Source organism: Pseudomonas sp. CMR5c, from assembly GCF_003850545.1.
In the GTDB taxonomy this organism is placed as follows: Bacteria; Pseudomonadota; Gammaproteobacteria; order Pseudomonadales; family Pseudomonadaceae; genus Aquipseudomonas; species Aquipseudomonas piscis.
Window position 1 is genome coordinate 4,771,799 of sequence record NZ_CP027705.1, and the last position, 20,919, is coordinate 4,792,717.

The 20,919-nt window shown below is 64.1% G+C and carries 22 protein-coding genes; 13 read left to right on the top strand and 9 right to left on the bottom strand.

Annotation, left to right across the window (positions count from 1 at the left end; translation table 11 throughout):
• Window position 1: 1 nt before the first annotated feature.
• The 7 genes from C4K40_RS21765 (at window position 2) to C4K40_RS21795 (ending at window position 7,279) form a co-directional block, all read left to right on the top strand.
• Window positions 2-1,219 (top strand): glycosyltransferase family 4 protein, encoded by a 1,218-nt coding sequence (locus C4K40_RS21765; RefSeq protein ID WP_053133066.1) that lies wholly within the window; start codon window positions 2-4, stop codon window positions 1,217-1,219.
• A complete protein-coding gene (locus tag C4K40_RS21770) occupies window positions 1,210-2,310 on the top strand; it encodes a glycosyltransferase family 1 protein (RefSeq protein WP_053133069.1) in 1,101 nt (366 codons plus the stop codon). The genes C4K40_RS21765 and C4K40_RS21770 overlap by 10 nt, the downstream gene beginning before the upstream one ends.
• Entirely contained in the window at window positions 2,310-3,728 is a 1,419-nt protein-coding gene (locus tag C4K40_RS21775) for an O-antigen ligase (RefSeq protein WP_053133072.1), read from the top strand. Before C4K40_RS21770 ends, C4K40_RS21775 begins: the two co-directional genes overlap by 1 nt.
• Window positions 3,725-4,546 (top strand): acyltransferase, encoded by an 822-nt coding sequence (locus tag C4K40_RS21780; RefSeq protein WP_022640008.1) that lies wholly within the window; start codon window positions 3,725-3,727, stop codon window positions 4,544-4,546. The genes C4K40_RS21775 and C4K40_RS21780 overlap by 4 nt, the downstream gene beginning before the upstream one ends.
• A 10-nt stretch (window positions 4,547-4,556) precedes the next feature.
• Window positions 4,557-5,972 (top strand): lipid II flippase MurJ, encoded by a 1,416-nt coding sequence (locus C4K40_RS21785; protein WP_053133074.1) that lies wholly within the window; start codon window positions 4,557-4,559, stop codon window positions 5,970-5,972.
• Between the two features lie 13 nt (window positions 5,973-5,985).
• Complete coding sequence (locus tag C4K40_RS21790) at window positions 5,986-6,936, top strand: glycosyltransferase family 2 protein (RefSeq protein ID WP_053133078.1); 951 nt, start codon at window positions 5,986-5,988, stop codon at window positions 6,934-6,936.
• A 103-nt stretch (window positions 6,937-7,039) separates the two neighbouring features.
• Window positions 7,040-7,279, top strand: coding sequence for a hypothetical protein (locus C4K40_RS21795; RefSeq protein WP_053133081.1), 240 nt, complete (start codon window positions 7,040-7,042; stop codon window positions 7,277-7,279).
• Between the two features lie 41 nt (window positions 7,280-7,320).
• Here C4K40_RS21795 and glp read toward each other — a convergent pair whose 3' ends face one another.
• Together glp and moaB are read right to left on the bottom strand one after the other, a co-directional pair.
• Window positions 7,321-8,508 carry a gephyrin-like molybdotransferase Glp gene (gene glp, locus C4K40_RS21800; RefSeq protein WP_164485058.1) on the bottom strand — a complete coding sequence of 396 codons (1,188 nt, stop codon included), beginning with the start codon at window positions 8,506-8,508 and terminating at the stop codon, window positions 7,321-7,323.
• A 22-nt stretch (window positions 8,509-8,530) separates the two neighbouring features.
• Window positions 8,531-9,070 carry a molybdenum cofactor biosynthesis protein B gene (moaB, locus tag C4K40_RS21805; protein WP_053133087.1) on the bottom strand — a complete coding sequence of 180 codons (540 nt, stop codon included), beginning with the start codon at window positions 9,068-9,070 and terminating at the stop codon, window positions 8,531-8,533.
• A 246-nt stretch (window positions 9,071-9,316) separates the two neighbouring features.
• Between moaB and C4K40_RS21810 the strand changes: the two genes are divergently transcribed.
• Entirely contained in the window at window positions 9,317-9,538 is a 222-nt protein-coding gene (locus tag C4K40_RS21810; protein ID WP_022640016.1) for a YgdI/YgdR family lipoprotein, read from the top strand.
• Window positions 9,539-9,610: 72 nt separating this feature from the next.
• Here C4K40_RS21810 and C4K40_RS21815 read toward each other — a convergent pair whose 3' ends face one another.
• The 6 genes from C4K40_RS21815 to C4K40_RS21840 all read right to left on the bottom strand — a co-directional run bounded on the left by C4K40_RS21815 (window position 9,611) and on the right by C4K40_RS21840 (window position 13,894).
• Window positions 9,611-10,501 carry a pseudouridine synthase gene (locus tag C4K40_RS21815; RefSeq protein ID WP_053133090.1) on the bottom strand — a complete coding sequence of 297 codons (891 nt, stop codon included), beginning with the start codon at window positions 10,499-10,501 and terminating at the stop codon, window positions 9,611-9,613.
• Between the two features lie 78 nt (window positions 10,502-10,579).
• Window positions 10,580-10,900, bottom strand: coding sequence for a hypothetical protein (locus C4K40_RS21820; RefSeq protein WP_022640018.1), 321 nt, complete (start codon window positions 10,898-10,900; stop codon window positions 10,580-10,582).
• Between the two features lie 40 nt (window positions 10,901-10,940).
• On the bottom strand, window positions 10,941-11,378 hold the full coding sequence (locus C4K40_RS21825) for a S24 family peptidase (protein ID WP_022640019.1): 438 nt from the start codon (window positions 11,376-11,378) through the stop codon (window positions 10,941-10,943).
• 106 nt (window positions 11,379-11,484) lie between these two features.
• On the bottom strand, window positions 11,485-11,721 hold the full coding sequence (locus tag C4K40_RS21830) for a glutaredoxin family protein (RefSeq protein WP_053133091.1): 237 nt from the start codon (window positions 11,719-11,721) through the stop codon (window positions 11,485-11,487).
• A gap of 70 nt (window positions 11,722-11,791) precedes the next feature.
• Window positions 11,792-12,763 carry an acyltransferase family protein gene (locus C4K40_RS21835; protein WP_053133094.1) on the bottom strand — a complete coding sequence of 324 codons (972 nt, stop codon included), beginning with the start codon at window positions 12,761-12,763 and terminating at the stop codon, window positions 11,792-11,794.
• Between the two features lie 36 nt (window positions 12,764-12,799).
• On the bottom strand, window positions 12,800-13,894 hold the full coding sequence (locus C4K40_RS21840) for an acyltransferase (protein WP_053133098.1): 1,095 nt from the start codon (window positions 13,892-13,894) through the stop codon (window positions 12,800-12,802).
• A 254-nt stretch (window positions 13,895-14,148) separates the two neighbouring features.
• On the opposite strand from C4K40_RS21840, the gene C4K40_RS21845 reads away from it, so the two are divergent.
• Window positions 14,149-16,104, top strand: coding sequence for a monovalent cation:proton antiporter family protein (locus C4K40_RS21845; protein ID WP_022640024.1), 1,956 nt, complete (start codon window positions 14,149-14,151; stop codon window positions 16,102-16,104).
• 54 nt (window positions 16,105-16,158) lie between these two features.
• On the opposite strand, the gene C4K40_RS21850 is transcribed toward C4K40_RS21845, so the two are convergent.
• The gene (locus tag C4K40_RS21850; protein WP_053133101.1) at window positions 16,159-17,367 is read right to left on the bottom strand and encodes an ammonium transporter; all 1,209 of its coding nucleotides are present in this window, start codon (window positions 17,365-17,367) and stop codon (window positions 16,159-16,161) included.
• Window positions 17,368-17,699: 332 nt separating this feature from the next.
• On the opposite strand from C4K40_RS21850, the gene C4K40_RS21855 reads away from it, so the two are divergent.
• From C4K40_RS21855 to C4K40_RS21870, 4 genes are all read left to right on the top strand, one after another.
• Complete coding sequence (locus C4K40_RS21855) at window positions 17,700-18,014, top strand: YqjD family protein (protein ID WP_031320244.1); 315 nt, start codon at window positions 17,700-17,702, stop codon at window positions 18,012-18,014.
• A gap of 1 nt (window position 18,015) precedes the next feature.
• Window positions 18,016-18,405 carry a phage holin family protein gene (locus C4K40_RS21860; RefSeq protein ID WP_022640027.1) on the top strand — a complete coding sequence of 130 codons (390 nt, stop codon included), beginning with the start codon at window positions 18,016-18,018 and terminating at the stop codon, window positions 18,403-18,405.
• Entirely contained in the window at window positions 18,402-18,743 is a 342-nt protein-coding gene (locus tag C4K40_RS21865) for a hypothetical protein (RefSeq protein WP_022640028.1), read from the top strand. Before C4K40_RS21860 ends, C4K40_RS21865 begins: the two co-directional genes overlap by 4 nt.
• Window positions 18,744-18,927: 184 nt before the next feature.
• Window positions 18,928-20,259: a deoxyguanosinetriphosphate triphosphohydrolase gene (locus tag C4K40_RS21870; RefSeq protein WP_022640029.1), complete on the top strand. Its 1,332-nt coding sequence runs from the start codon at window positions 18,928-18,930 to the stop codon at window positions 20,257-20,259.
• Window positions 20,260-20,919 lie beyond the last annotated feature (660 nt).

The following is a 20,919-nucleotide window of genomic DNA, read 5'->3' on the forward strand; positions in this document are numbered from 1 at the left end:
CATGAAGATTCTCTGGACCCTGCCCTACCTGCCCTGGCCAGCCACCAGCGGCGGCAAGACCCGGCAATACCATCTGCTGCGAGCCCTGGCCGCCCGTGGGCACCGCATTACCCTGCTGGTGCAATCCAAGACGCCTTTGGACGAAGCCTCGCGCGCCGCCCTGGAACCCTGGCTGGACCGCCTGATCGTGCTGCCGCGCCGCCCCCTGCGCAGCCTCAAGACCCTGCTGGCGGTGCTGTTCGCGCCGTACCCGATGCTGGCCACGATCAATGGCCTGGCCGAGCCGCTGCAACAGCGTTTCCGGCAATTGCTGGAGGAGCCCTGGGACGTGGTGCAGATCGAACACAGCTATAGCTTCCAACCCTTCGAGCAACCACTGCGCCAGCACGAACAAGACTTCATCCTCACCGAGCACAATGTCGAGTCGGCCCTCGGAGCCGCCAGCTACGACCGCCTGCCAGCCTGGTCCAAGCCCTTCACCCTGTATGACCAGTGGCGCTACCGGCGCTGGGAAACCCGGGTATTCCGGCAGGCGGCCCGGGTCGTGGCCGTGACCGAACAGGATGCCGTGACCCTGGCCCGCCTCAGCGGCAAGCCGGCGCCGGTGGTGGTCAACGGCGTCGACTGCGGGCATTACGCCTCGGTGCAGCCGGACTTTTCCAGCCAGCGGCTGTTGTTCATCGGCAACTACGAATACAGCCCCAACCTGGATGCCGTGGAATGGGCCCTGGACAATATCCTGCCGCAGCTGTGGGCCCTCAACCCGGACGTACGTTTCGCCATCTGCGGTTATGCGCTGCCGGACAGCTTCCGCCAACGCTGGACCGACCCGCGCATCGAATGGCAAGGCTTCGTTCCCGACTTGCGCGACCTGCAACGACGCTCGACGCTGTTCTTCGCCCCGCTGCGCCAGGGCGGCGGTTCCAAGCTCAAGGTCCTCGAAGCCATGGCCGCCGGCTTGCCGGTGGTCACCACGGCCCAGGGCTGCTCGGGCCTGCAGGTGGAAAACGGCGAGCACTACCTGGGCGGCGAAGACTCCGCGACCCTGGTGCAAATCCTCGCCCAGGCGCTGGCCGACCCCGAGCGCCTGCGTCGCGTCGGCGCGGCCGGAAGGGCCTACGTCCTGGCCAAGCATGACTGGAGCGCCGCTGCCGCCCAGCTCGAAGCGGTCTATCACCAACTCCCCTCTGTCAAGGAAGAAGTATCCGTATGCGCATAGGCCTGGATTACCGCCCCGCCGCGGGTTACAGCAATACCGGGATTGGCCGGCAGAACCTGGCGCTGGAAGAAGCCCTGCGCGCCAACCCGCAGGTGAGCCTGCAGTTGTTCGGCGTGGCCCCGGAAGATCATCCGCTACGTCGCCGGGTGCACTGCCCGCGCTGGGGAGCGGCGCTGCAAGGCATCCACCGTTTGCCCGGACGGCTGCGCTTCGAAGGCGGCTTTCTACCGGGCGCCCTGCGCGAGGCGGGGGTCGAGGTCTACATCTGCAACTTCAACATGGGCCTGCCGCTGGGCAAGAAACCCCAGGGCTTGCGCTATGTGCTGCAACTGCACGACCTGTTCCAGTTGACCCTGAGCAACAGCCATGGCTCGCGCCTCAAGGAACGCTTCTACCGCCAGAGCGACAAGCTCTCCATCGGCTATTCGGTGAAGCAGGCGGACCGCATCTGGACGCCCTCGCAGTACACCGCCAATGAGTTGGTCAAGCTGTTCCCCGCCGCCCGGGACAAGGTCCGGGTCCTGCCGAACCTGGTGGCCGGCTTCAGCGGCGAGCCGGCCGACATCAATGAGCTGCAACTTCCCGAGCGCTACTGGCTGGTAGTGGGCACTCGCGAACCACGCAAGAACATCCCCTGGTTCGTCTCCGCTTGGCAGGCCGCACGCCAGCAATCGGCCGACGTCCCGGAACTACTGCTGATCGGCGCCCCCGAGCATCTGCCCAGCGAACTACGGGCCCTGCACGGCCTGCATTTCCTCAGCGACATCAGCGACAGCCAACTGCACGCTGTCTACCGCCAGGCCCTGCGCCTGTGGCAGCCCTCCTATGCCGAAGGGTTCGGCTTGCCGGTGATCGAGGCGCTGAGCGTCGGCACCCCGGTGGCAGTGGCCTCGGGCTCGGCCCTGGATGAAATCACCCCGGCCGGTAGCCCGCGCTTCTCGCCCACCGACAGTGCCGCGCTGGGCCAGTTGATGGTGCAGTTGGCCGACTCTCCCAAGGAGGATCCGGCGGCGCTCCAGGCCTGGGCCACCGGTTATGCCGAAGGCGCTTATCGCCAGCGCCTGGATGAACTGCTCGAGGAGCTCAAGTAATGCCCATCGCCCTGCCGCTGGCGCTGATCTTCAGCCTGGTTTTCGGCGTGCTGATCTGGCTGCTGCCGCCCTTGAAGGTACTGGTGCTGATGGTCGCCATCGCCGCGGCCGTGACCGTGGTCCGCCAACCTTTGCGCGGGCTGCTGCTGTTCGCCGTGCTGGCCACCTTCCTGCCCTATTCGACGGTGCAGATCGGCCTGCGTACCACGGTCTCCGAGGCGCTGCTGCTGTTGGTCTGGGTCAGCGTCCTGACCCAGAACCTGTTCTCCAACCTGCCGCGCCCGCCCCGGCTGCTGCGTACCGAGAAGCTGTTGTTGGCGCTGATGGCCTTCAGCGCCCTGCCCTTCATCATCGGCCAGTTGACGGTCGACGCCGTGGGCAACGGGCCGGTGAACTGGGTGCGTTGGCTGCTCAACCTGTCGGCACTGTTCCTGGTGCCGCGCCTCTTGCAGGAGCAACGGGCCCGGGAGCAACTGGTCTGCGGGCTGTTGCTGGGGACTTTGATGCTCCTGCTGCTGTCGATCAGCGTATTCCTCAAGAGCGGCACCGCCACCGCCATGACCCCAATCCTGGAAAGACTCGGCTACGGCGGCATCGCCGTGCTGGGCGACAGCCTCAGCGCCCTGGCCAACCGCATGGGCTCGCCCTGGATGCACCCCAACGTCACTGGCGGCGCCATGGCGTTGATCCTGCCGCTGGCCTTCTGCTTCGGCCTGACCCGAAGCGGCTGGGAACGCCGCCTGGGACTGGGCGTGGCCTTGCTGGGCGCGGTCGGCCTGTTGCTCTCGGGCTCGCGTGGCGCCCTGTTGAGCCTGTTGGTGGTACTGATCTGGATGGCCCGCCAGCGGGTGCCCTACACCGGACGCATGCTCATGGGCGGGTTCGTCCTGGGCGCCCTGCTCATGATGTCCTACCCGCCCCTGCAGGATCGCCTGCTGACCCTGTTCACCTCCAACGATGCCAGTACCAGCGTGCGGGTCGACGAGTACACGCACTTCCCCGAGGCCATGGCGATGTTCCCCTTCGGCATCGGCTTCAAGGTCGACCCACCGGTGCCTGGCACTGGCCTGTGGGGGATTTCCAACCTGTGGTTGAACTACATCTACAAGATCGGCGTACCGGGCATGCTGCTGTTCGTCGCGGTGATCTGGAGCTGGTGGCGGGAAACCCGGGCCCCTGGCCTGCAAACCCGCCTGACCCGGGACAACGCGCTGTGGCTGGGCAGCGGCGCGGGGCTGAGCGCGGCGCTGATCAGCGGCCTGTTCGACCACTATTTCAGCTTCACCCAGGTCTTGGCCGCCCTGTTCTGGCTGCTGCTGGGCCTCAACCTGCATGAAGCCAGGCGCCTGCGGCTCAAGGCCCAGGCCACGGCGCCAGGCAATGCTCCAGAATCTTCTAGCTCAGGAAACCATTCATGAAACATCGCCTCTTTCACTCGCAGAACCTGAAACAGGCACTGCCCGAATATGCGCAGAAAATGGGCGTAAGCCTCGAGGAACTGGAAGCGGCCTATCAGTGGATGCTGGAAAACGACGTGATTTTCGAGCAGCCCCTCAAGGGCAACATCCTCACCTATATCAGCTACCTGAACATCGAATCGAAGATCGAACCGGCTCTGCCCCGGCGCTTCTATGCCCTGCTGGGGCGCGAAGTCAAAGGCGCGCTGATCCCCATGTACGGCATCAATTGGCCGACCCTGCGCGATCGCATGCTGCGCACCTGGGAGCAGATGTACAACATCCTGATCTGCAAGATCCCCAGCCATACCCTGCGCCTGCTCTGGTTGCGCATGGGCGGGGCGAAGATCGGCAAGGGCTCCACGGTCTGGCGCAACACCGAGGTACTGGGTATCGACAGCCTGCGCATCGGCCAGGACAGCACCGTGGCCTGGCATTGCCAACTCGATGCCCGGGGTGGCTTGATCATCGGCGATCACGTGACCATCGCTTCCCACGTACTGATCATCGCCGGCGGCCACGACCTCAAGGAGCCGGAGTTCTGGGCGGTCGGCGGGCCGATCTATATCCATGACTACGCCTGGATCGCCAGTCGCGCACTGCTTTCCTATGGCGCCGACATCGGTGAGGGCGCGGTGGTCGGAGGCCAATCGGTGGTGTCCAAGCCGGTACCGCCCTATGCCATCGTCAGCGGCCCGGATGCCGCGATCAAGGGCGAACGCTGTCGTAACCTCAACTACAAAGTGGGCGGCAAAGGCCTGTTCACTTTGTTCCACTGAAACGCCCGGCATGTTCGGCGCAACGCTGTGGTTGACCCTGGCCACCCTGACCGGCCTGGCCGCCGGCTTCGCCCGGGAGTGGCTGTTGGTGGCCGCCTGGGGGGCGGGCGGCCAGAGCGATGGTTTCCTGGTGGCGATGTTCCTGCCCGAGGCCCTGCGCATGGCCCTGGCCGCCGGCCTGCTCAGCGCCGCGGCCCTGCCGCTGTACCAGCAACGCTCGGCCACGCAGCAGCAGGCCTGGCTCGCCGCCCTGGCTCCGCGCCTGTTGTTCTGCGGCTTGTTGCTGGGCGGCATACTGAGCCTCGGCGCGCCCCTGTGGGTACGCCTGGTGGGCCCAGGCCTTTCCAATGACGGCTACGCCCTGGCCAGCGGTGGCCTGCACTGGCTCGCCTGGTGCGCACCTGGATTCATCCTCCACAGCCTGTTCTGCGTACCCTTGCAGGCTCGTTCGCGTTTTGTCCTGGCAGGGCTGGGCTCGTTGTTGTTCAACCTGCCGCCAGTGCTCTACCTGGCCAGCTTGCACCATGCCGCCAGCCCCACCGGCCTGGCAGCCGCTTGTGTCCTGGGCAGCGTGCTGATGCCCAGCGTGCTGCTGCCCAGCCTGCTGCGCGAGGGCTGGCGCCCCTGGCGCATCCAGGGCGCGCCCGGGGCCGGCCGCGAGTTGCTGCAGCGCATCGGGCCGTTGCTGAGCAGCAACCTGGCCAGCCAGGGCCTGGCGTTGCTGGAACGCATGGCCGCCTCGTTGCTGGGCGAGGGTGCGGTCACCTGGATCAACCTGGCGCGCAAGCTGATCAACCTGCCGCTGATCGCCCTGATGAGCCTCAACCAAGTGCTGCTGGGCCTGATGAGCGGCAGCTCCGGCGAACAACGGCTGGATCTGCTGCGCAAGGGCCTGAGCAGCGCCAGCCTGCTGACCATCCCGGCGGTGGTGGGGCTGATCGGCGCCGCGGCGGCCCTGGTGCATCTGCTGTTGCCTTCCCAGGCAGCGGACAGCCCCTTGCCGAACCTGCTGGCCTGGTTCTCGGTGCCACTGCTGTTCGGTGCCTGGAACGCCCTGCTGGCGCGTTATGCCTACGCTGCGGGAGATACCCGCATGCCGCTCAACTGCGAACTGGCCGGCAGCCTGCTCAATGCCTTGCTGCTAGCTGCGCTTCCCTATTTCCTGGGGCTGGTGGGCATCGCCCTGGCGGCCATCTGTGGGGTGGTGCTCACCGCCCTGCTGCTGATGCGCCGCCAGCAGTTGCTGGGCCTGCTGCCCTGGCGCAGCCACTGGTCGATAGGCATCGGCGGCATGCTGCTGGCGGCGCTGTTCCTGCATCCGCTGACCTCGATCATCTGGCAACTGGCCCTGAGCAGTGCCTGCGGGTTGCTATTGTTGCTGGGACTCGCCGCCTGGCTGCGCCCCTGGCGCCAGAACCTGACCTGAACCGGAGGCATCTATGTCGGCACTGCGCGTGGCCTGTGTAATCCCCACCTACAACGGTTGCCGGGACCTGGCCCGGCTGCTGGATTCCCTGGCCATCCAGAGCGCCGTCTTCGATACCCTGATCGTCGATTCCAGCTCCAGCGACGGCACTTATGAACTGGCCGTGTCACGTTGCCCCAACGTGTTGCGCATCGACAGCCGCGACTTCAATCACGGTGGTACCCGGCAACTGATGGTGGAGCGCAATGCCGACTACGACGTCTATGTGTTCATGACCCAGGACGCCTACCTCGCCGATGCCGAGGGCATCGCCAGGATCGTCGCGCCCTTCGCCGATGGACAAGTGGGAGCCGTGTGCGGGCGCCAACTGCCACACCTGGATGCCAGCCCCCTGGCCACCCACGCGCGGCTGTTCAACTACCCTCCCACGTCCCAGGTGAAGAGCCTGGCCGATGTGCCGGCGCTGGGCATCAAGACCGCCTTCATGTCCAACTCGTTCTCGGCCTATCGCCGCGAGGCGCTGATGCAAGTAGGCGGTTTTCCCAACCACGTGATCCTGTCCGAGGACATGTACGTCGGCGCCAAGATGCTCCTGGCCGGCTGGAAGGTCGTCTATGAAGGCACAGCCTGTTGCCACCACTCCCACAACTACAGCCTCAGGGAAGAGTTTCGCCGCTATTTCGACATCGGTGTGTTCCACGCCCGGGAGCCCTGGATCCGCCAGGCCTTCGGCGGCGCCGGCGGCGAAGGATTGCGCTACGTCAAATCCGAACTGGCGTTCCTCGGTCTCGGACGGCTGCTGCAATGGCCTGGCTCATTGCTGCGCAATGCACTGAAGCTGTTCGCCTACAAGCTCAGCCAGCAGGAACGCTACCTGCCCCTGGGCCTGAAGAAGCGCCTGGGCATGTACCGCCGTTACTGGGACGGCCCCAACGCTCGCCCTCAGCCAGGGCCGCGGCAGTAACTTTTCTGACTTTAGAAAGAGAATCCCCCGAATTGACCCTCCAGCACCGATCAGTGACTGTGGTCGTCAGGCACTGACGCCTCAAACAGGGAAGTACAAGGTCATGAATGACAAGGGGTTGTATCCACGAGCGCATTCGACGCTCAACCGCATCAAAGACAACGCCTGGCTATCCAGCCCCTCAAGCCAGGAGTTCCGCGAACAGCGCCCGCCTCAGTCCCGCCTATCGTCATTGCTCAAGCGCCTGGGTCGACTGGCATTGGCCGCAGCCCTGCTGGCGGGTCTGGTGACCTGGGGTCTTCACAGCCGTTTCGGCCTGTTGCTGCTGTTACTGCTGCGTTGAACGCATCGGAGCCGGCCCAATACCGGGCCGGCTCGGGAGGTTCAATCCAGCAGCTCGCTCAGGGGAATGAAAGTGACCTGGTCACCTTCGACCAGGGTCCGCCCTTCGAGCACCTCCACCAGACCTTCGGCCCACGCCGCGCTACGCAGGACCCCTGAACTCTGGTTGCGATAGATGATCGCTCGGCCATCCTCGAGCCGCCCCCGCAAGTACTCACGCCGATTGCCCGGCTGAGGCCAGGCAAAGCCGGCCGCCACCTGGAAACGCAGCGGTTGGATGTTTTGCACGCCCTGGCGCCGCAGCAGGTAGGGACGAGCCAACAGGGCGAAGGTCACCAGGGTCGATGCCGGGTTGCCAGGCAAGCCAATCACCGGCACACCCCGAAAATGCCCGAAGGTCAGTGGCTTGCCCGGCTTGATCGCCAGCTTCCACAACGCCAGCTCGCCCGCCTCGCGCAGGGCCAGGCCGAGGAAGTCCGCCTCCCCTACCGAGACACCGCCGGTGGACAAGATCAGGTCGACGTCCTTGAGCTCTGCCAAGCGTTCGCGGGTCGCGGCCAGGTCGTCAGGCAGGATCCCGGCGTCCAGCACTTCGCAGCCCAGGCGCTGCAGCCAGCTGCACAACAGGACCCGGTTGCTGTTGTAGATCTGCCCGGGCCCCAGGGGTTGGCCCGGCTCCAGCAGTTCGTCGCCGGTGGACAGCACCGCCACCCGCACACGGCGAATCACGTCCAGCTCGGCACATCCCAAGGAAGCGGCCAGCCCTTGTTCGATAGGCCCCAGGCGAGTACCCGCAGCGAGGATCTGCTCACCAATGGTGGTTTCCTGGCCCTGTGGACGGATGTTCTGCCCGACTTTCAGCGGCTCGGTGAAACGCACCCGTTGATCGTCCTGGACCTCGGTGTTTTCCTGCATCTGGACACAATCCGCGCCGGCCGGCACTGGGGCCCCGGTGAAGATCCGCGCGCATGTTCCCGGTTGCAGCGGCTCCGGGGCCTGGCCGGCAAAGATCTTCTGGCTGACCGGCAGGGGCTCGCCCTTCCAATCCTCCAGGCGCAGGGCATAACCATCCATGGCGCTGTTGGGCCAGGGCGGCAGGTCCAGGCTGGATACCAGGGGCTCGGCCAGCACCCGACCCTGGGTCGCCGCCAATGGCAAACGCTCGCGCTCGCGGATCGGCGTCGCCTCGGCCATCGCCAGCAGGCGCTCCAGCGCCTCCTCCACAGGCATCAGGGCACCGAGCTTGCCCGGCTTAGCCACGGGATTCACAGGGTGCCGCCTGTTTCAGGTGAGGAACGAAATTGCAGGGACGGTGCCGCGAGTCCAGCTGTTCGGCAAGGATGCCATCCCAACCGGTGCGCACTGCGTTGGTGGAACCAGGCAGGCAGCAGACCAGCGTGCCATTGGCCAGGCCGGCCAACGCTCGCGACTGCACGGTGGAGGTACCGATGTCCGCCACGGAGATCTGCCGGAACAGCTCGCCAAAACCATCGACCTGCTTGTCCAGCAGGCACGCCACCGCTTCTGGAGTGCTATCGCGCCCCGTGAAACCGGTACCGCCGGTGATCAGCACTACCTGTACCTGGTCATCGGCGATCCAGGTGGCGACCTGGGCGCGGATCTTGTACAGGTCGTCCTTGAGCAGGACCCGCGCCGCCAGGTGGTGACCGGCAGTACCCAGGCGCTCGACGAAGAGCTGGCCGGAGGTATCGGTGTCCAGGGTGCGGGTATCGCTGACCGTCAAGACCGCGATATTCAGCGGGGCAAAAGGTACATCAGCCTTGGCTTTCATAGGCTCGATCCAGTGATGGGGAAACAGGCCGGTGTTATATCACAGGCCTCCGCTCCGCCGCCGTGCATCCGGCAATGCCTCGAGGGTCGGTTCATTCGGGAACAATCAGGCACAATGAGCGGCGCACATCAGCGAACGCCTGCGATCGTCCCGCCAACGTGGCAGAATGTCCCTGGCCAAGGAACTTGCAGACGTTGTATACGTCTGAAGACCAGCACTCATAAGTACTCATTTCGGAGACATACAATGACTCAACGGACCCTCGCCACTTTCATGCTCGCATTGGGCCTGGCCACTCTCGCCGGTTGCGCATCGCCGACAGTGATCACCCTGAATGATGGTCGCGAAATCCAGGCCGTGGATACCCCTAAGTTCGACAGTGATTCCGGCTTCTACGAGTTCGAACAACTGGACGGCAAGCGCACTCGCATCAACAAGGATCAGGTACGTACCGTCAAGGAGCTGTAAGCCTGGCGACTGCCGACCTGAAAACGCTAAAACCCGCCTGGTGCGGGTTTTAGCGTTTCTACGTCTCGGGATTTACCAGTCGAGGCGGATACCACTCTCGAACTCACGCTCCTGGCCAGTCAGCGGATCGATGAAGCGCAAGCCCTGGGCCAGCAGCTTCAACGGCTTGGCAGGGTCATCCTCAGCGTCCTTGAGCACCTGGGGATAGAACGGATCATTGCAGATCGCCGCGCCCAGCGCGCTCATGTGCACACGCAACTGGTGCTTCTTGCCCGTCACCGGATACAGCCCGTAACGCCAAAGGTCACCATGCTTTTCCCGGACTTCCACCAGGGTCTCGGTGTTGCTCACACCTGGGACCTCCTGCATGCGGAAGAAGGGTTCGCCGTCCACCAGCCGGCTCTTGTGCAAAAGCGGGAAGACCAGCTCGGGCAAGGCTCCGGCAATGGCTTCATAGCGCTTCTCGATTTGCCGGGTGGGAAACAGCGCCTGATAAGCCGAGCGACTACCCGGGTCGGCGGAAAACAGCACCAGCCCAGCGGTGTGCCGGTCAATACGATGCAGGGGCACCAGGTGCGGATTGTCAAAGCGACGGATCAACCGCCGCAGCAAGGTCTGCTCGACATACTCGCCCGCCGGGGTCACCGGCAGGAAATGCGGCTTGTCCGCCACCACCAGGTGCTCGTCGGCATACAGCACCGTCTCCTGCACCGGAATCACCTTTTCGTTCGGTACCTCGCGAAAATAGTGAATCAGCAAACCTTCACGATAGGCCAGCTCCACAGCGATGGGCTGGCCTTGTCCGTCCAGCACCCGCCCCCGGGCAAACCGGTCCAGCCATTGCTCGCGACTGATGGCCTTGAAGTGATCGCACAGGCAATCCAGCACGGTCGCCCAGGGGCCTGGAGGCAGGTACAAAGTGCTGGCCTGATGCTGTGCCGCAGAAAAACTCACGCAAGACATACAAAAACTCGAGGGATCGATCCAAGCCGGCATTATCCAACAGTGATCCCCGGCAGCCTAGGAAGAGTTTGCCCACCTTCAGGCACAGGACTGCCTGGCCTGGGCCGCCGCCTCGGTGAACTCCTTGAGCCAGCGCAAGACGTCTACCGCTTCCCAGCGAGCCGGATCGTACAGGGCATACAACAGCCCCTGGTACCCTACGACGTCCAACTGGCGGTGATAGCCCGCACGCTGGAACAGGGCCTCTATCTCGGCGAAACAGGTGTTGAAATGCAGCTTGTTGAAAGGCGTCTTGCCCTCGGTGACCAGACCATCCAGGCGCAGCTCATGCACCGCCTCGCGCAGCACGTCGGGAGACATGTTGTTCACGCTGTTTTTCAGTTGTTCGACATTGACCATCATTTATTCCTTTGAAGGTTCGAAGCCTGCACCACATCCATCAGGGCTGCTTGTGCCCAACGTAGCTGACGACCCAAAGCACCACGCCCCAGATCTCGATCGAGCCCAAGTCGTCCAGGGCAATGGAAGGGATCGACGGACGCGCTGCCTTGAGCAGCAGGCCGCCACGGGGATCGGGTGCCAGCAGGCGCAGCGAATACTCGCTGCAGCCGTGGGGGCGCACCACCAGGTATTGGTCCACCACCGGGGTGGCGGAACGATCGACGATCAGGCGATCCCCGGGGTACATGCCAAACCCCAGGAGGTTGTCATCGTCCACCAGCAGGCCGTGGATCTGAGGAGCCCCCAGGCCCAGGGTCCGGTCCAGTGAGAAACCACTGCCGATGGGGCCAGGGGCAGGCTCGCTGTCGCCCAACTCCATGAGACGGGTTGGCAACGGTTGCGAACGTTCGATACCGGTCAGGAAAGTGAGAGACATGGCGAGATTCCTCGTTGACTGTATATACATACAGTAACCGAATCGATGGATCTCGCCAACGAATTCCAGGCAAGGGCGACAGGCGGAAGCTGCGCGACGCCAGTTTTCAGCGCAGGAAGGCCACCACCTGTTCGGCGTCGAACGGCCAGCCCAGCTCGGCGCCATTGTCTGCCCGGCGCAGCACCGGGATACGCAAGCCGTAGGCTTCGAACAGCTCCTGGCTGTCGGCGATGTCCACCAACTCGACCATCAGGCCGTGCTCCACCAGCGGCATCAGCTCGGCCTCGGCCAGTTCGCACAAATGGCAGCCAAGGGTGCCGAACAATTGGCATTCAGGAGGCATGGGGATCGACCATTGAAATGAGGAACGGGCGCTCATTGTAGGGCCTGGATGAAAACAGCGTCGACCCGCCCTAGAGAATGAAGCGCACCCGGCGGCTGGCCAGGATCAGCAGCGGTGCCACGGCAAAGGCCAGCACCAACACCAGCATCGTCATCTGGTTGCCATAGGCCATGCCCGCCGCAAGCGCGCCATAGACGAACCAAGGGTGCACGTAATACACCGCCGAGGACAGCTTGGCCGGGAAGTTGCTGTGGCTGGCCCGGAAGTAAGCCTGGGGCAGCAAGAACAGCGCTGGAGTGATCACCAGCAGCGATGCGAGGAAATCGAAGTTCTGCTCGACGTCCGCCCGCAGCGCGAAATTCACTGCGGCCTCGCCCAGGATCAGCACCAACCCCAGCCCCAGCCAGCCCCACAGCAGCGGCCGGCCGATACGCTGCGCCAGTTCATGGCGGGCACAGAGGAAACCGATGGCCATGAACGGGAAACCCATGAACAGGAAATTGCGCGCCGTGTAGTCGTTCTGGTTGAAGTGCTGGAGAAAGGCGTTGGGCAGCTCGAAATAGACCCGCGCGTATTGCAGGCACAAACCAGCCAGGAACGCCGCCAGGGCCAGGCCGATCAGTGCCGGCGAACGCCAGCGGCGCAACACCAAAAGGATCAGCCCGCCGCCCAGCATTCCCAGCAGGTACCAGAGGTGGAAGTAGCCGATCAGCAGCTTCTTCACCACCCCCAGTACCCCGCCGAGGCTGGCGATGGTCGCCGGATCGACGTACTGCGGGCTGTAGACCAGCATCCAGAACAGGTAGATCAGCAATCCACGCTTGAACCACTGGGCGAAGGAATGCCCCCCTTCCAGGGTCTGGTACAGGTAGTAGCCATTGATGATGAAGAAGGTCGGCACCGCCACCCGGAACAGGCCGTTGCACAACAGGTAGCCGACCCAGGTGTAATTGCCCCCCAGCAGCTTGCAGTGCAGCATCACCACCATTACCGCGAGCAGGACCTTGAGGGCGTCGAGATTTCCGTTGAGAACTTTCGGCATCGAATGGCTACCCGAGCAGGCAGAAGGATTCCCGGATTACACCGGATCGTAGTGTTTGCGCTTGCCGGCCGAACTGAAGCGACGCTTGCAGTAGGCCGTGGCCCGGTCGAGGATCGGCTTCTCGTAGAACTGATAGCCCACCCAGCCATAACAGACCACCGCCGTCATCATCAGCAGCAGGAACAGCAGGTTATCCACAGGGCTGTGGGGCCAGGCTCCGATCACCTGCCAGGCCCTGCCGATCACCCCCAGCACCAACAGGTGCGACAAGTAGATGGTGTAGGACATATCGCCGGTGGCCGTAAGAAAGGCCGGCATCCGGATCAACTGCCGCCGTTCCAACAGCGCCAGGGACAGCACCAAGGCGCCGAACGCCAGGCCCACCGCCAGCATCCTCGGCAAGCCTTCGGTGGTGAAGAGCCGGTAGCTGTAGATCAACGGGAACCCCACCAGCAGCACCGCCACCAACGCGCCCCAAGCCAGCCAGGTGGGCACCCGGGCGCTGTGCGGCCCATAGAAGAACAGGGCCAGGGCACTGCCGACGATGAATTCCAGGGCATAGGGATGCAGCATGATCTTCAGGGCCGGGGAATAGTCCTGCCAGTCCTGCAACAGGTTGAAGACCACCAGCGCCACCGCCCACAGCAGCAGGATCCACGGCAACCAGCGCTCCTTGAAGAACAGCAGCAGGGTGAACACCAGGTAGAACCACAACTCGAACAGCAGCGACCAGGCCACCATCACCAGCAGCACTCGGTCGTTGGGCAGCAGCAGGAACGACATCCACAGGTTCGAGCCGCCGTGGGAGCTGTTCACCAGCGCCGGCTGCCACAGGTACACCCCCAGGGTGATGAAGAAATACAGCCAGTAGGTGGGATAGATCCGCGACAAGCGGTTGAACAGGAAGCGCTGGGTCTCGACGCTTTTCTGGAAACGCCCGCGGCTGACGATCACCATCACGAAACCACTGATGACGAAGAACAGGTCGACCCCCAACTGGAAGAAGTTCACGTACACCGGCAACAGGATGTCGCCCCCGGAATACTTGATCTCCACCGACATCATGTGGAATAGCACCACTCCCAGCACCGCGGCCCCACGCAACCCTTGCAGTGAATACAGACGCTCCATAAACCTCTCCGGCTCCCCACTGGCACGGCCCCTGTGGCACAGGCTGCCTGAACATCGCCCTGCGTCGCCCCCCGGCCACTTGCCGCCGGGGGCCACTCGCATCGACCGTTTCTGAGCATAGCGAAGGCTCGTGAAGATGGGACACTCTGGCGAAAGAATGACCTGGATCAGCACGATTTCCTGCCGGCCGGGGGATCCTTCCGACCTTTTTGCCTCTAGGCTTTGCCTGGCCGTCCCTTGTCCGGAGATAACCGTTGTTCGCCAACCTGCTGATCATTCTCGCCTCCTCGCTGGTGGTCATCGCGCTGTTCCGGCGCCTGAGCCTGCCGCCAGTGCTGGGTTACCTGTCGGTCGGACTGATGGTCGGCCCCACCGCCCTGGACTGGGTCAACGACAGCGAGGACCTGCCGGACCTGGCCGAGCTGGGGGTGGTGTTCCTGCTGTTCTCCCTGGGGCTGGAGTTTTCCCTGTCGAAGATGCTCGCCCTGCGTCGCGTGGTCTTCGGCCTCGGCAGCCTGCAAGTGCTGTGCACCGGCCTGGTGCTGGGTGGACTGCTGGCGCTGTTCGGCATGTCCTTGAGCTCGGCGCTGATGCTCGGCACCGGGCTGGCCCTGTCGTCCACCGCCATCGTCAGCAAGGAGCTGACCAGCCTGGGCGAGATATTCAGCAGCCACGGCCAGAATGCCATCGGCGTGCTGCTGTTCCAGGACGTGGTGGCCGTGCTGTTGCTGACCCTGGTCCCGGTGTTCGCCGGCAGCACCGACCAGGCCTGGTACTGGGCCCTGCCCGCGACCCTGGGCAAGACCGTGGTGCTGTTCGTCGGCCTGCTGCTGGCCAGTCGCTGGCTGCTGCCACGCCTGTTCCACGAGGTCGCCGCCTCCCACTCCGCCGAACTTTTCGTGCTGCTGGCCCTGGTGATCGTCCTGCTGACCGCCTGGCTCACTCACCTTTTGGGGCTGTCGCCGGCCCTGGGAGCCTTCCTGGCCGGCATGCTGCTGGGGGAAAGCCACTACCGGCACCAGATCGAAGCCGATATCCGACCGTTTCGCGACATCCTGCTGGGGTTGTTCTTCGTCAGCATCGGCATGCTCATCGACCTGCAGCTGTTCATCGACCACAGCCTGCTGATCATCGGCCTGACTCTGGCCCTGCTGCTGGTCAAGGGCACGGTGGTCGCGGCCCTGCTCAAGCTGCGCGGCAGCGACGGCGAAACCGCCTGGCGCAGCGGCCTGGCCCTGGCCCAGGGCGGAGAATTCTGCTTCGCCCTGATGGCCCAGATGCAGCTGAGCCAGATGATCCCGTCCACGCTCAGCAGCCTGCTATTGGCCGCCACCTTCTGTTCGATGCTGCTGACGCCATTGCTGCTGCGCGCTGCCCCGGTGCTCACCGCGCGCTTGCACCGCAAGCCCAACCAGGCTGCGCAGCTGGAGGAAATCAGCGCGCAGAACGCGCAGTTGCAGGGCCATGTGCTGATCTGCGGTTATGGTCGGGTCGGCCAGTCCATCGGCCGTTTCCTGCGCCACGAACAACTGCGCTACATCGCCCTGGACGACGATCCCGTGCGGGTCCAGGAGGCCTCGGCGGCGGAAAGCTGCGTGCATTACGGTGACTGTCGGCGCGGCGACCTGCTGGCGGCGGTCGGCCTGGAGCGCGCGCGGCTGCTGGTGATCGCCGTGGACAAGACCGATATCGCCCTGACCGTGCTCAAGGCCGCCCGGCGCCTGGACGGCAACGTGCCGATCCTGGTGCGCACCCGGGACGACAGCCAGTTGGCGGAACTCAAGGCCGCCGGTGCCAACGAAGTGGTGCCCGAGCTGCTGGAGTCGAGCCTGATGCTCGCCTCCCATGCGCTGATCATGCTGGGCCTGCCCGAGCAGCGGGTGCAGCGCACGGTGGATGAAGTGCGCCAAAGCCGCTACCGGCTGCTCCACGGCTTCTACCATGGCGGACAAAGCGATACCCAGGACAACCACGAACCGCCTGCCGTACAGATGCACGCGGTGAACCTGGATGCCGATGCCCATGCCTGCGACCAGCCGCTGCAAGCCCTGGCCCTGGATCGCCTGGGAGTGGACATCCGCGCCGTGCAACGCCAGGGCCACGACCTGCCGCTAGGTCCGGGCCTGCGCCTGCAAGCGGGCGACCGGGTGCTGCTGTCCGGTCCGCAGAACGCCATCGAAGCTTGCGAGGCGCGCCTGCTGGGCGGCTGAACTTGGTGCGCCGTGCCCCCGGTTGGCCCATGGTCAACCGGGGACGATGGCGGCTCACTCCTGGTTGACCGCACCGATCTTGTGCAACGACAGGTCGGCACCGTAGTACTCCTGTTCCTGGCTCAGGCGCAGGCCGCAGGTGGCCTTGATCGCGCCATATACGGCGAAGCCTCCCAGCAGCGCCACCAGCACCCCGAGCCCGGTGCCGAGCAACTGGCTGGCCAGGCTCACGCCGCCCAACCCGCCCAGCGCCGCCTGGCCGAAGATCCCGCAGGCGATTCCGCCCCAGACCCCACACAAGCCATGCAGCGGCCACACTCCCAGCACATCGTCGATCTTCCATTTGCCCTGGGCGGCGATGAAACACCAGACGAACAGCGCCCCGGCAATGACCCCGGTGCACAACGCCCCCACCGGATGCATCAGGTCCGAACCGGCACAGACCGCCACCAGCCCCGCCAGCGGCCCGTTGTGCAGGAAGCCCGGGTCGTTGCGCCCGACGATCAACGCCGCCACTGTGCCGCCGACCATGGCCATCAGCGAGTTCACCGCCACCAGCCCGCTCAGGCCCTGCAGGGTCTGGGCGCTCATCACGTTGAAGCCGAACCAGCCGACGATGAGGATCCACGAGCCCAGCGCCAGGAAGGGAATGCTCGATGGCGCGAAAGCCACCAGCTTGCCGTCGCGATAGCGCCCATTGCGCGGCCCCAGCAACAACACCGCCGCCAGGGCCAGCCAGCCCCCCATAGCATGCACCACCACCGAACCGGCAAAATCGTGAAAACCGGCGCCAAAGCGTTGTTGCAGCCAGGCTTGCAGGCCATGGTTGCCGTTCCACACCACCCCTTCGAAGAACGGGTAGACGAACGCCACGATCAACACCGTGGCGCACAACTGTGGGACAAAACGCGCACGCTCGGCGATGCCGCCGGAGATAATCGCCGGGATCGCCGCGGCGAAGGTCAAGAGGAAGAAGAACTTCACCAGGCCGTAGCCATGGTCGGCACTGAGTGCCGCCGCCGGTTGCAGGAAGCTCACGCCGTAGGAGATCCAGTAGCCTATAAAGAAATAGGCCAGGGTCGAGACAGCGAAGTCGCTGAGGATCTTCGACAAGGCGTTGACCTGGTTCTTCTGCCTGACCGTCCCCACTTCGAGGAAGGCGAAACCGGCGTGCATGGCCAGGACCATGACCGCCCCGATCAGAATGAACAGCGTGTTGGAACCGTGGACCAGGGTGTCCACAGCGCTTTGCAGGTTTTCCATGGAGTGGGCAGATCCGCTAATGGCGGTCGGCTTGCCCTGCGGTCGACGCGCCCTGCACCAAATTGGCTCCCGGGGGCGCCGGCAAGCGCCTCCAATGAACCGTTTTGGCGCGCCGCACGCCGCACGCGAAACCGCAGGCAAGACAATGACCGGGAGTTGTGGTTGATTCGTCCAGGGCTGACGCGGCTTGCACGCCAGCCCCGCGCATTTTCGGCGCAGGCCCCGGGGCCTGCGCACCAGGACAAAGCAAAAGCTGTACCAGGCAATTTCAGTGAACCTTCATCCGGGGCTCACACTCATAGCTCACACAAGCCACCCAAGGAGGCAGCAGCATGGCCAGCAAAACGGCAAAGACAGCTCAAGAAGTATTGATGGCGGATTTTCAGGCACTGGTCAGCGACACCGAGCGTCTGCTGGAGCACACCGCGACCCTGGCCGGCGACCAGGCCGATGAGTTGCGCGAGCAGATCCACGAGAGCCTGCTCAAGGCCCGGGAAACCCTGCAACTGACCGAGGAATCCCTGCGCCAGCGGGGCCAGGCGGCCGTCACCGCCGCGGAAGACTACGTCCAGGCCAACCCTTGGCAATCGGTGGGAATCGCCGCTGGGGTGGGCTTCCTCATTGGCCTCCTGGCGACGCGGCGCTGATATGGCACTCGACGAATCCAGCGCATCGGGCAGCGGCCCGAGCGCTTCCTCACGGCGCCTGGGGGCGGCAGTCCTGGGCTTGTTGCACAGCCACGTAGAGCTATTTGGCATAGAACTGCAGGAGCAGAAGGCCCGCACCGTGAGCCTGCTGCTGTTCGCCGGGCTGGCCCTGGTATTCGCCCTGCTGTTGCTGGTGGGGCTGTCGGCACTGGTGCTGATCCTGCTCTGGGACACCTATCGCCTGGCCGGCATCGTCGGCCTGTGCGTGTTCTACGCCCTGGCCGCGCTGTTCTGCGGCCTGCGCCTGAAATCGGCGGTGTTCGATGAGTCCTCGCCCTTCCATGCCACCCTCGAAGAGCTGGCCAATGACCGGGAGCGCCTGCTGCCATGAAGTTGCCTGACATTCCGCAGAACGCCTCGCGCCGGGACATGCGCAAGGCCCTGATCCGCTTGCGCATGGAAATGCACCGCCAGGAGATCCGCCAGGAAACCCGGCAACTGCTGCAACCCCTGCAGCGCATGCGCAGCATGGGGCAGAACTGGCAGCAAGGTCTTGGGATCAAACACGCGCCACTGTGGGGCGTGGCGGTGGTGACCCTGCTGGGCTTTCTTACCGGCAAGGGTGCTCGCAATGGCGGTACCAGCAGCCTGACCCGTCTGGTACGCCTGGGCTCCAGCCTGCTGCCGTTGATCAAGCTGGTGCTGCAGGGCTCCTCGCGTAAATCCTGAAGCGCCTGCGTAGTCCCTGCTCCTTGCCCGGCCATCCGCAGCGGCTCCCGGACTCCAGGGGCCGCTTTCGGCCGTCGCCAGATCGCTGATGAATCCCCGAGGACATTTACCGTCGCGCCCCTTGCAGCCATGGCCGGGAACCCGGAAGCTGGGCGCTTCACGTTTTCTTCGGAGAGACCCCGCCTTGGATTGGCAGACCCTGCTCAACCGCGAACGCCTCGGAAAGCCAGTACACAGCCCGGAAGAACTGGGCCGTAGCCCTTTCCACAAAGACCACGACCGCATCATCTTCTCCGGCGCCTTCCGCCGCCTGGGCCGCAAGACCCAGGTACACCCGGTATCCAGCAACGACCATATCCACACCCGCCTGACCCATTCCCTGGAAGTCAGCTGCGTGGGCCGTTCCCTGGGCATGCGGGTGGGCGAGACCCTGCGCGGCGCCCTGCCTGAATGGTGCGAACCCAGCGACCTGGGCATGGTGGTGCAATCGGCCTGCCTGGCCCACGACATCGGCAACCCACCCTTCGGCCACTCCGGCGAGGACGCCATCCGCCATTGGTTCCAGCAAGCGGCCGGACGTGGCTGGCTGGATGCGATGAGCGAGGCCGAACGCCAGGACTTCCTCAATTTCGAGGGCAATGCCCAGGGTTTCCGGGTCCTGACACAGCTGGAATACCACCAGTTCGACGGGGGCACCCGATTGACCTACGCCACCCTCGGCACCTACCTGAAGTACCCCTGGACCGCGCGCCATGCCGACTCCCTGGGCTACAAGAAGCACAAGTTCGGCTGCTACCAGAGCGAACTGCCATTGCTGGAGCAGATCGCCCACAAGCTGGGCCTGCCGCAACTGGAAGAGCAGCGCTGGGCCCGACACCCCCTGGTGTACCTGATGGAGGCCGCGGACGACATCTGCTACGCGCTGATCGACCTCGAGGACGGCCTGGAAATGGACCTGCTGGAGTATGCCGAGGTGGAGTCCCTGCTCCTGGGCCTGGTGGGCGACGACCTGCCGGAAACCTACCGCCAGCTGGGCCCGGGTGACTCGCGCCGACGGCGCCTGGCGATCCTGCGGGGCAAGGCCATCGAGCACCTGACCAACGCCGCCGCACGGGCCTTCGTGGAGCAGCAGGACGCCCTGCTGGCCGGCACCCTGCACGGCGATCTGGTGGAGCACATGCATGGCCCCGCCAAGCGCTGCGTGCTCAACGCCAAGGACATGGCCCGCAAGAAGATCTTCCAGGACAAGCGCAAGACCCTGCACGAGATCGGCGCCTACACCACCCTGGAGATCCTGCTCAATTCCTTCTGCGGCGCCGCGCTGGAACAACATGGCGGCAAGACCCCGTCGTTCAAGAACCGGCGCATTCTCGACCTGCTGGGCAACAACGCCCCGGACCCAGGCTGGCCATTGCACAAGGCTTTCCTGCGGGTCATCGACTTCATCGCCGGCATGACCGACAGCTATGCCAGCGAAATGGCCCGGGAAATGACCGGACGCTCCAGCCCGCAATGACCCCTGCGCTGCCGCGGCCTGGTCTTCGAGACAGGCCGCGATAGCCTCGCGACCACCCCGCCAGCAACTAGGGGATTCCCCTAGCCCACTATCCACCAGCACCAGTCGGATACTTGCCAAGCACGCCCATGAACCGGGCAATAGCAGCAGAATTAGATATCTAGGGAAAACCCTTAGTGAAACTAATTTAACCAACCCAGACAAAAACTAGAGCAACTACTCAGGTCAAATCCCCAACTAGCTAGAAGCACTCATTAGTCTGCGAGTGGATATCCGGCCACCCTCACAGAATTAAACATTTATTCATCAACCCAACCAAACATCCGACCTTTGGCATTTTGCCATCTCAGCTACAAGCCTTGCCTTTCAAGGACATGACGCAAATTTAGTTAGCCTTCTATGCACTTACAATTTATATACAAATAGGTTTTTTGGTTTCGGATAGTCTCGATTTCAACAGGAAATTTCCCCGCTGAACGCCCCCGAATAAAAATAATTCTGCTCTGCGCTGTAACGTTTCCAGGTCAACTCACTCAACCCTTTTGTCATACCTGAAACTGCACTGATTCATCCGGTACTCACTCAGGAACTGTCACTCTCGAGCACTTGGACATTTGCCCCCGATATAGATATCGACGGCGCAACATGTTCATAGGGCAG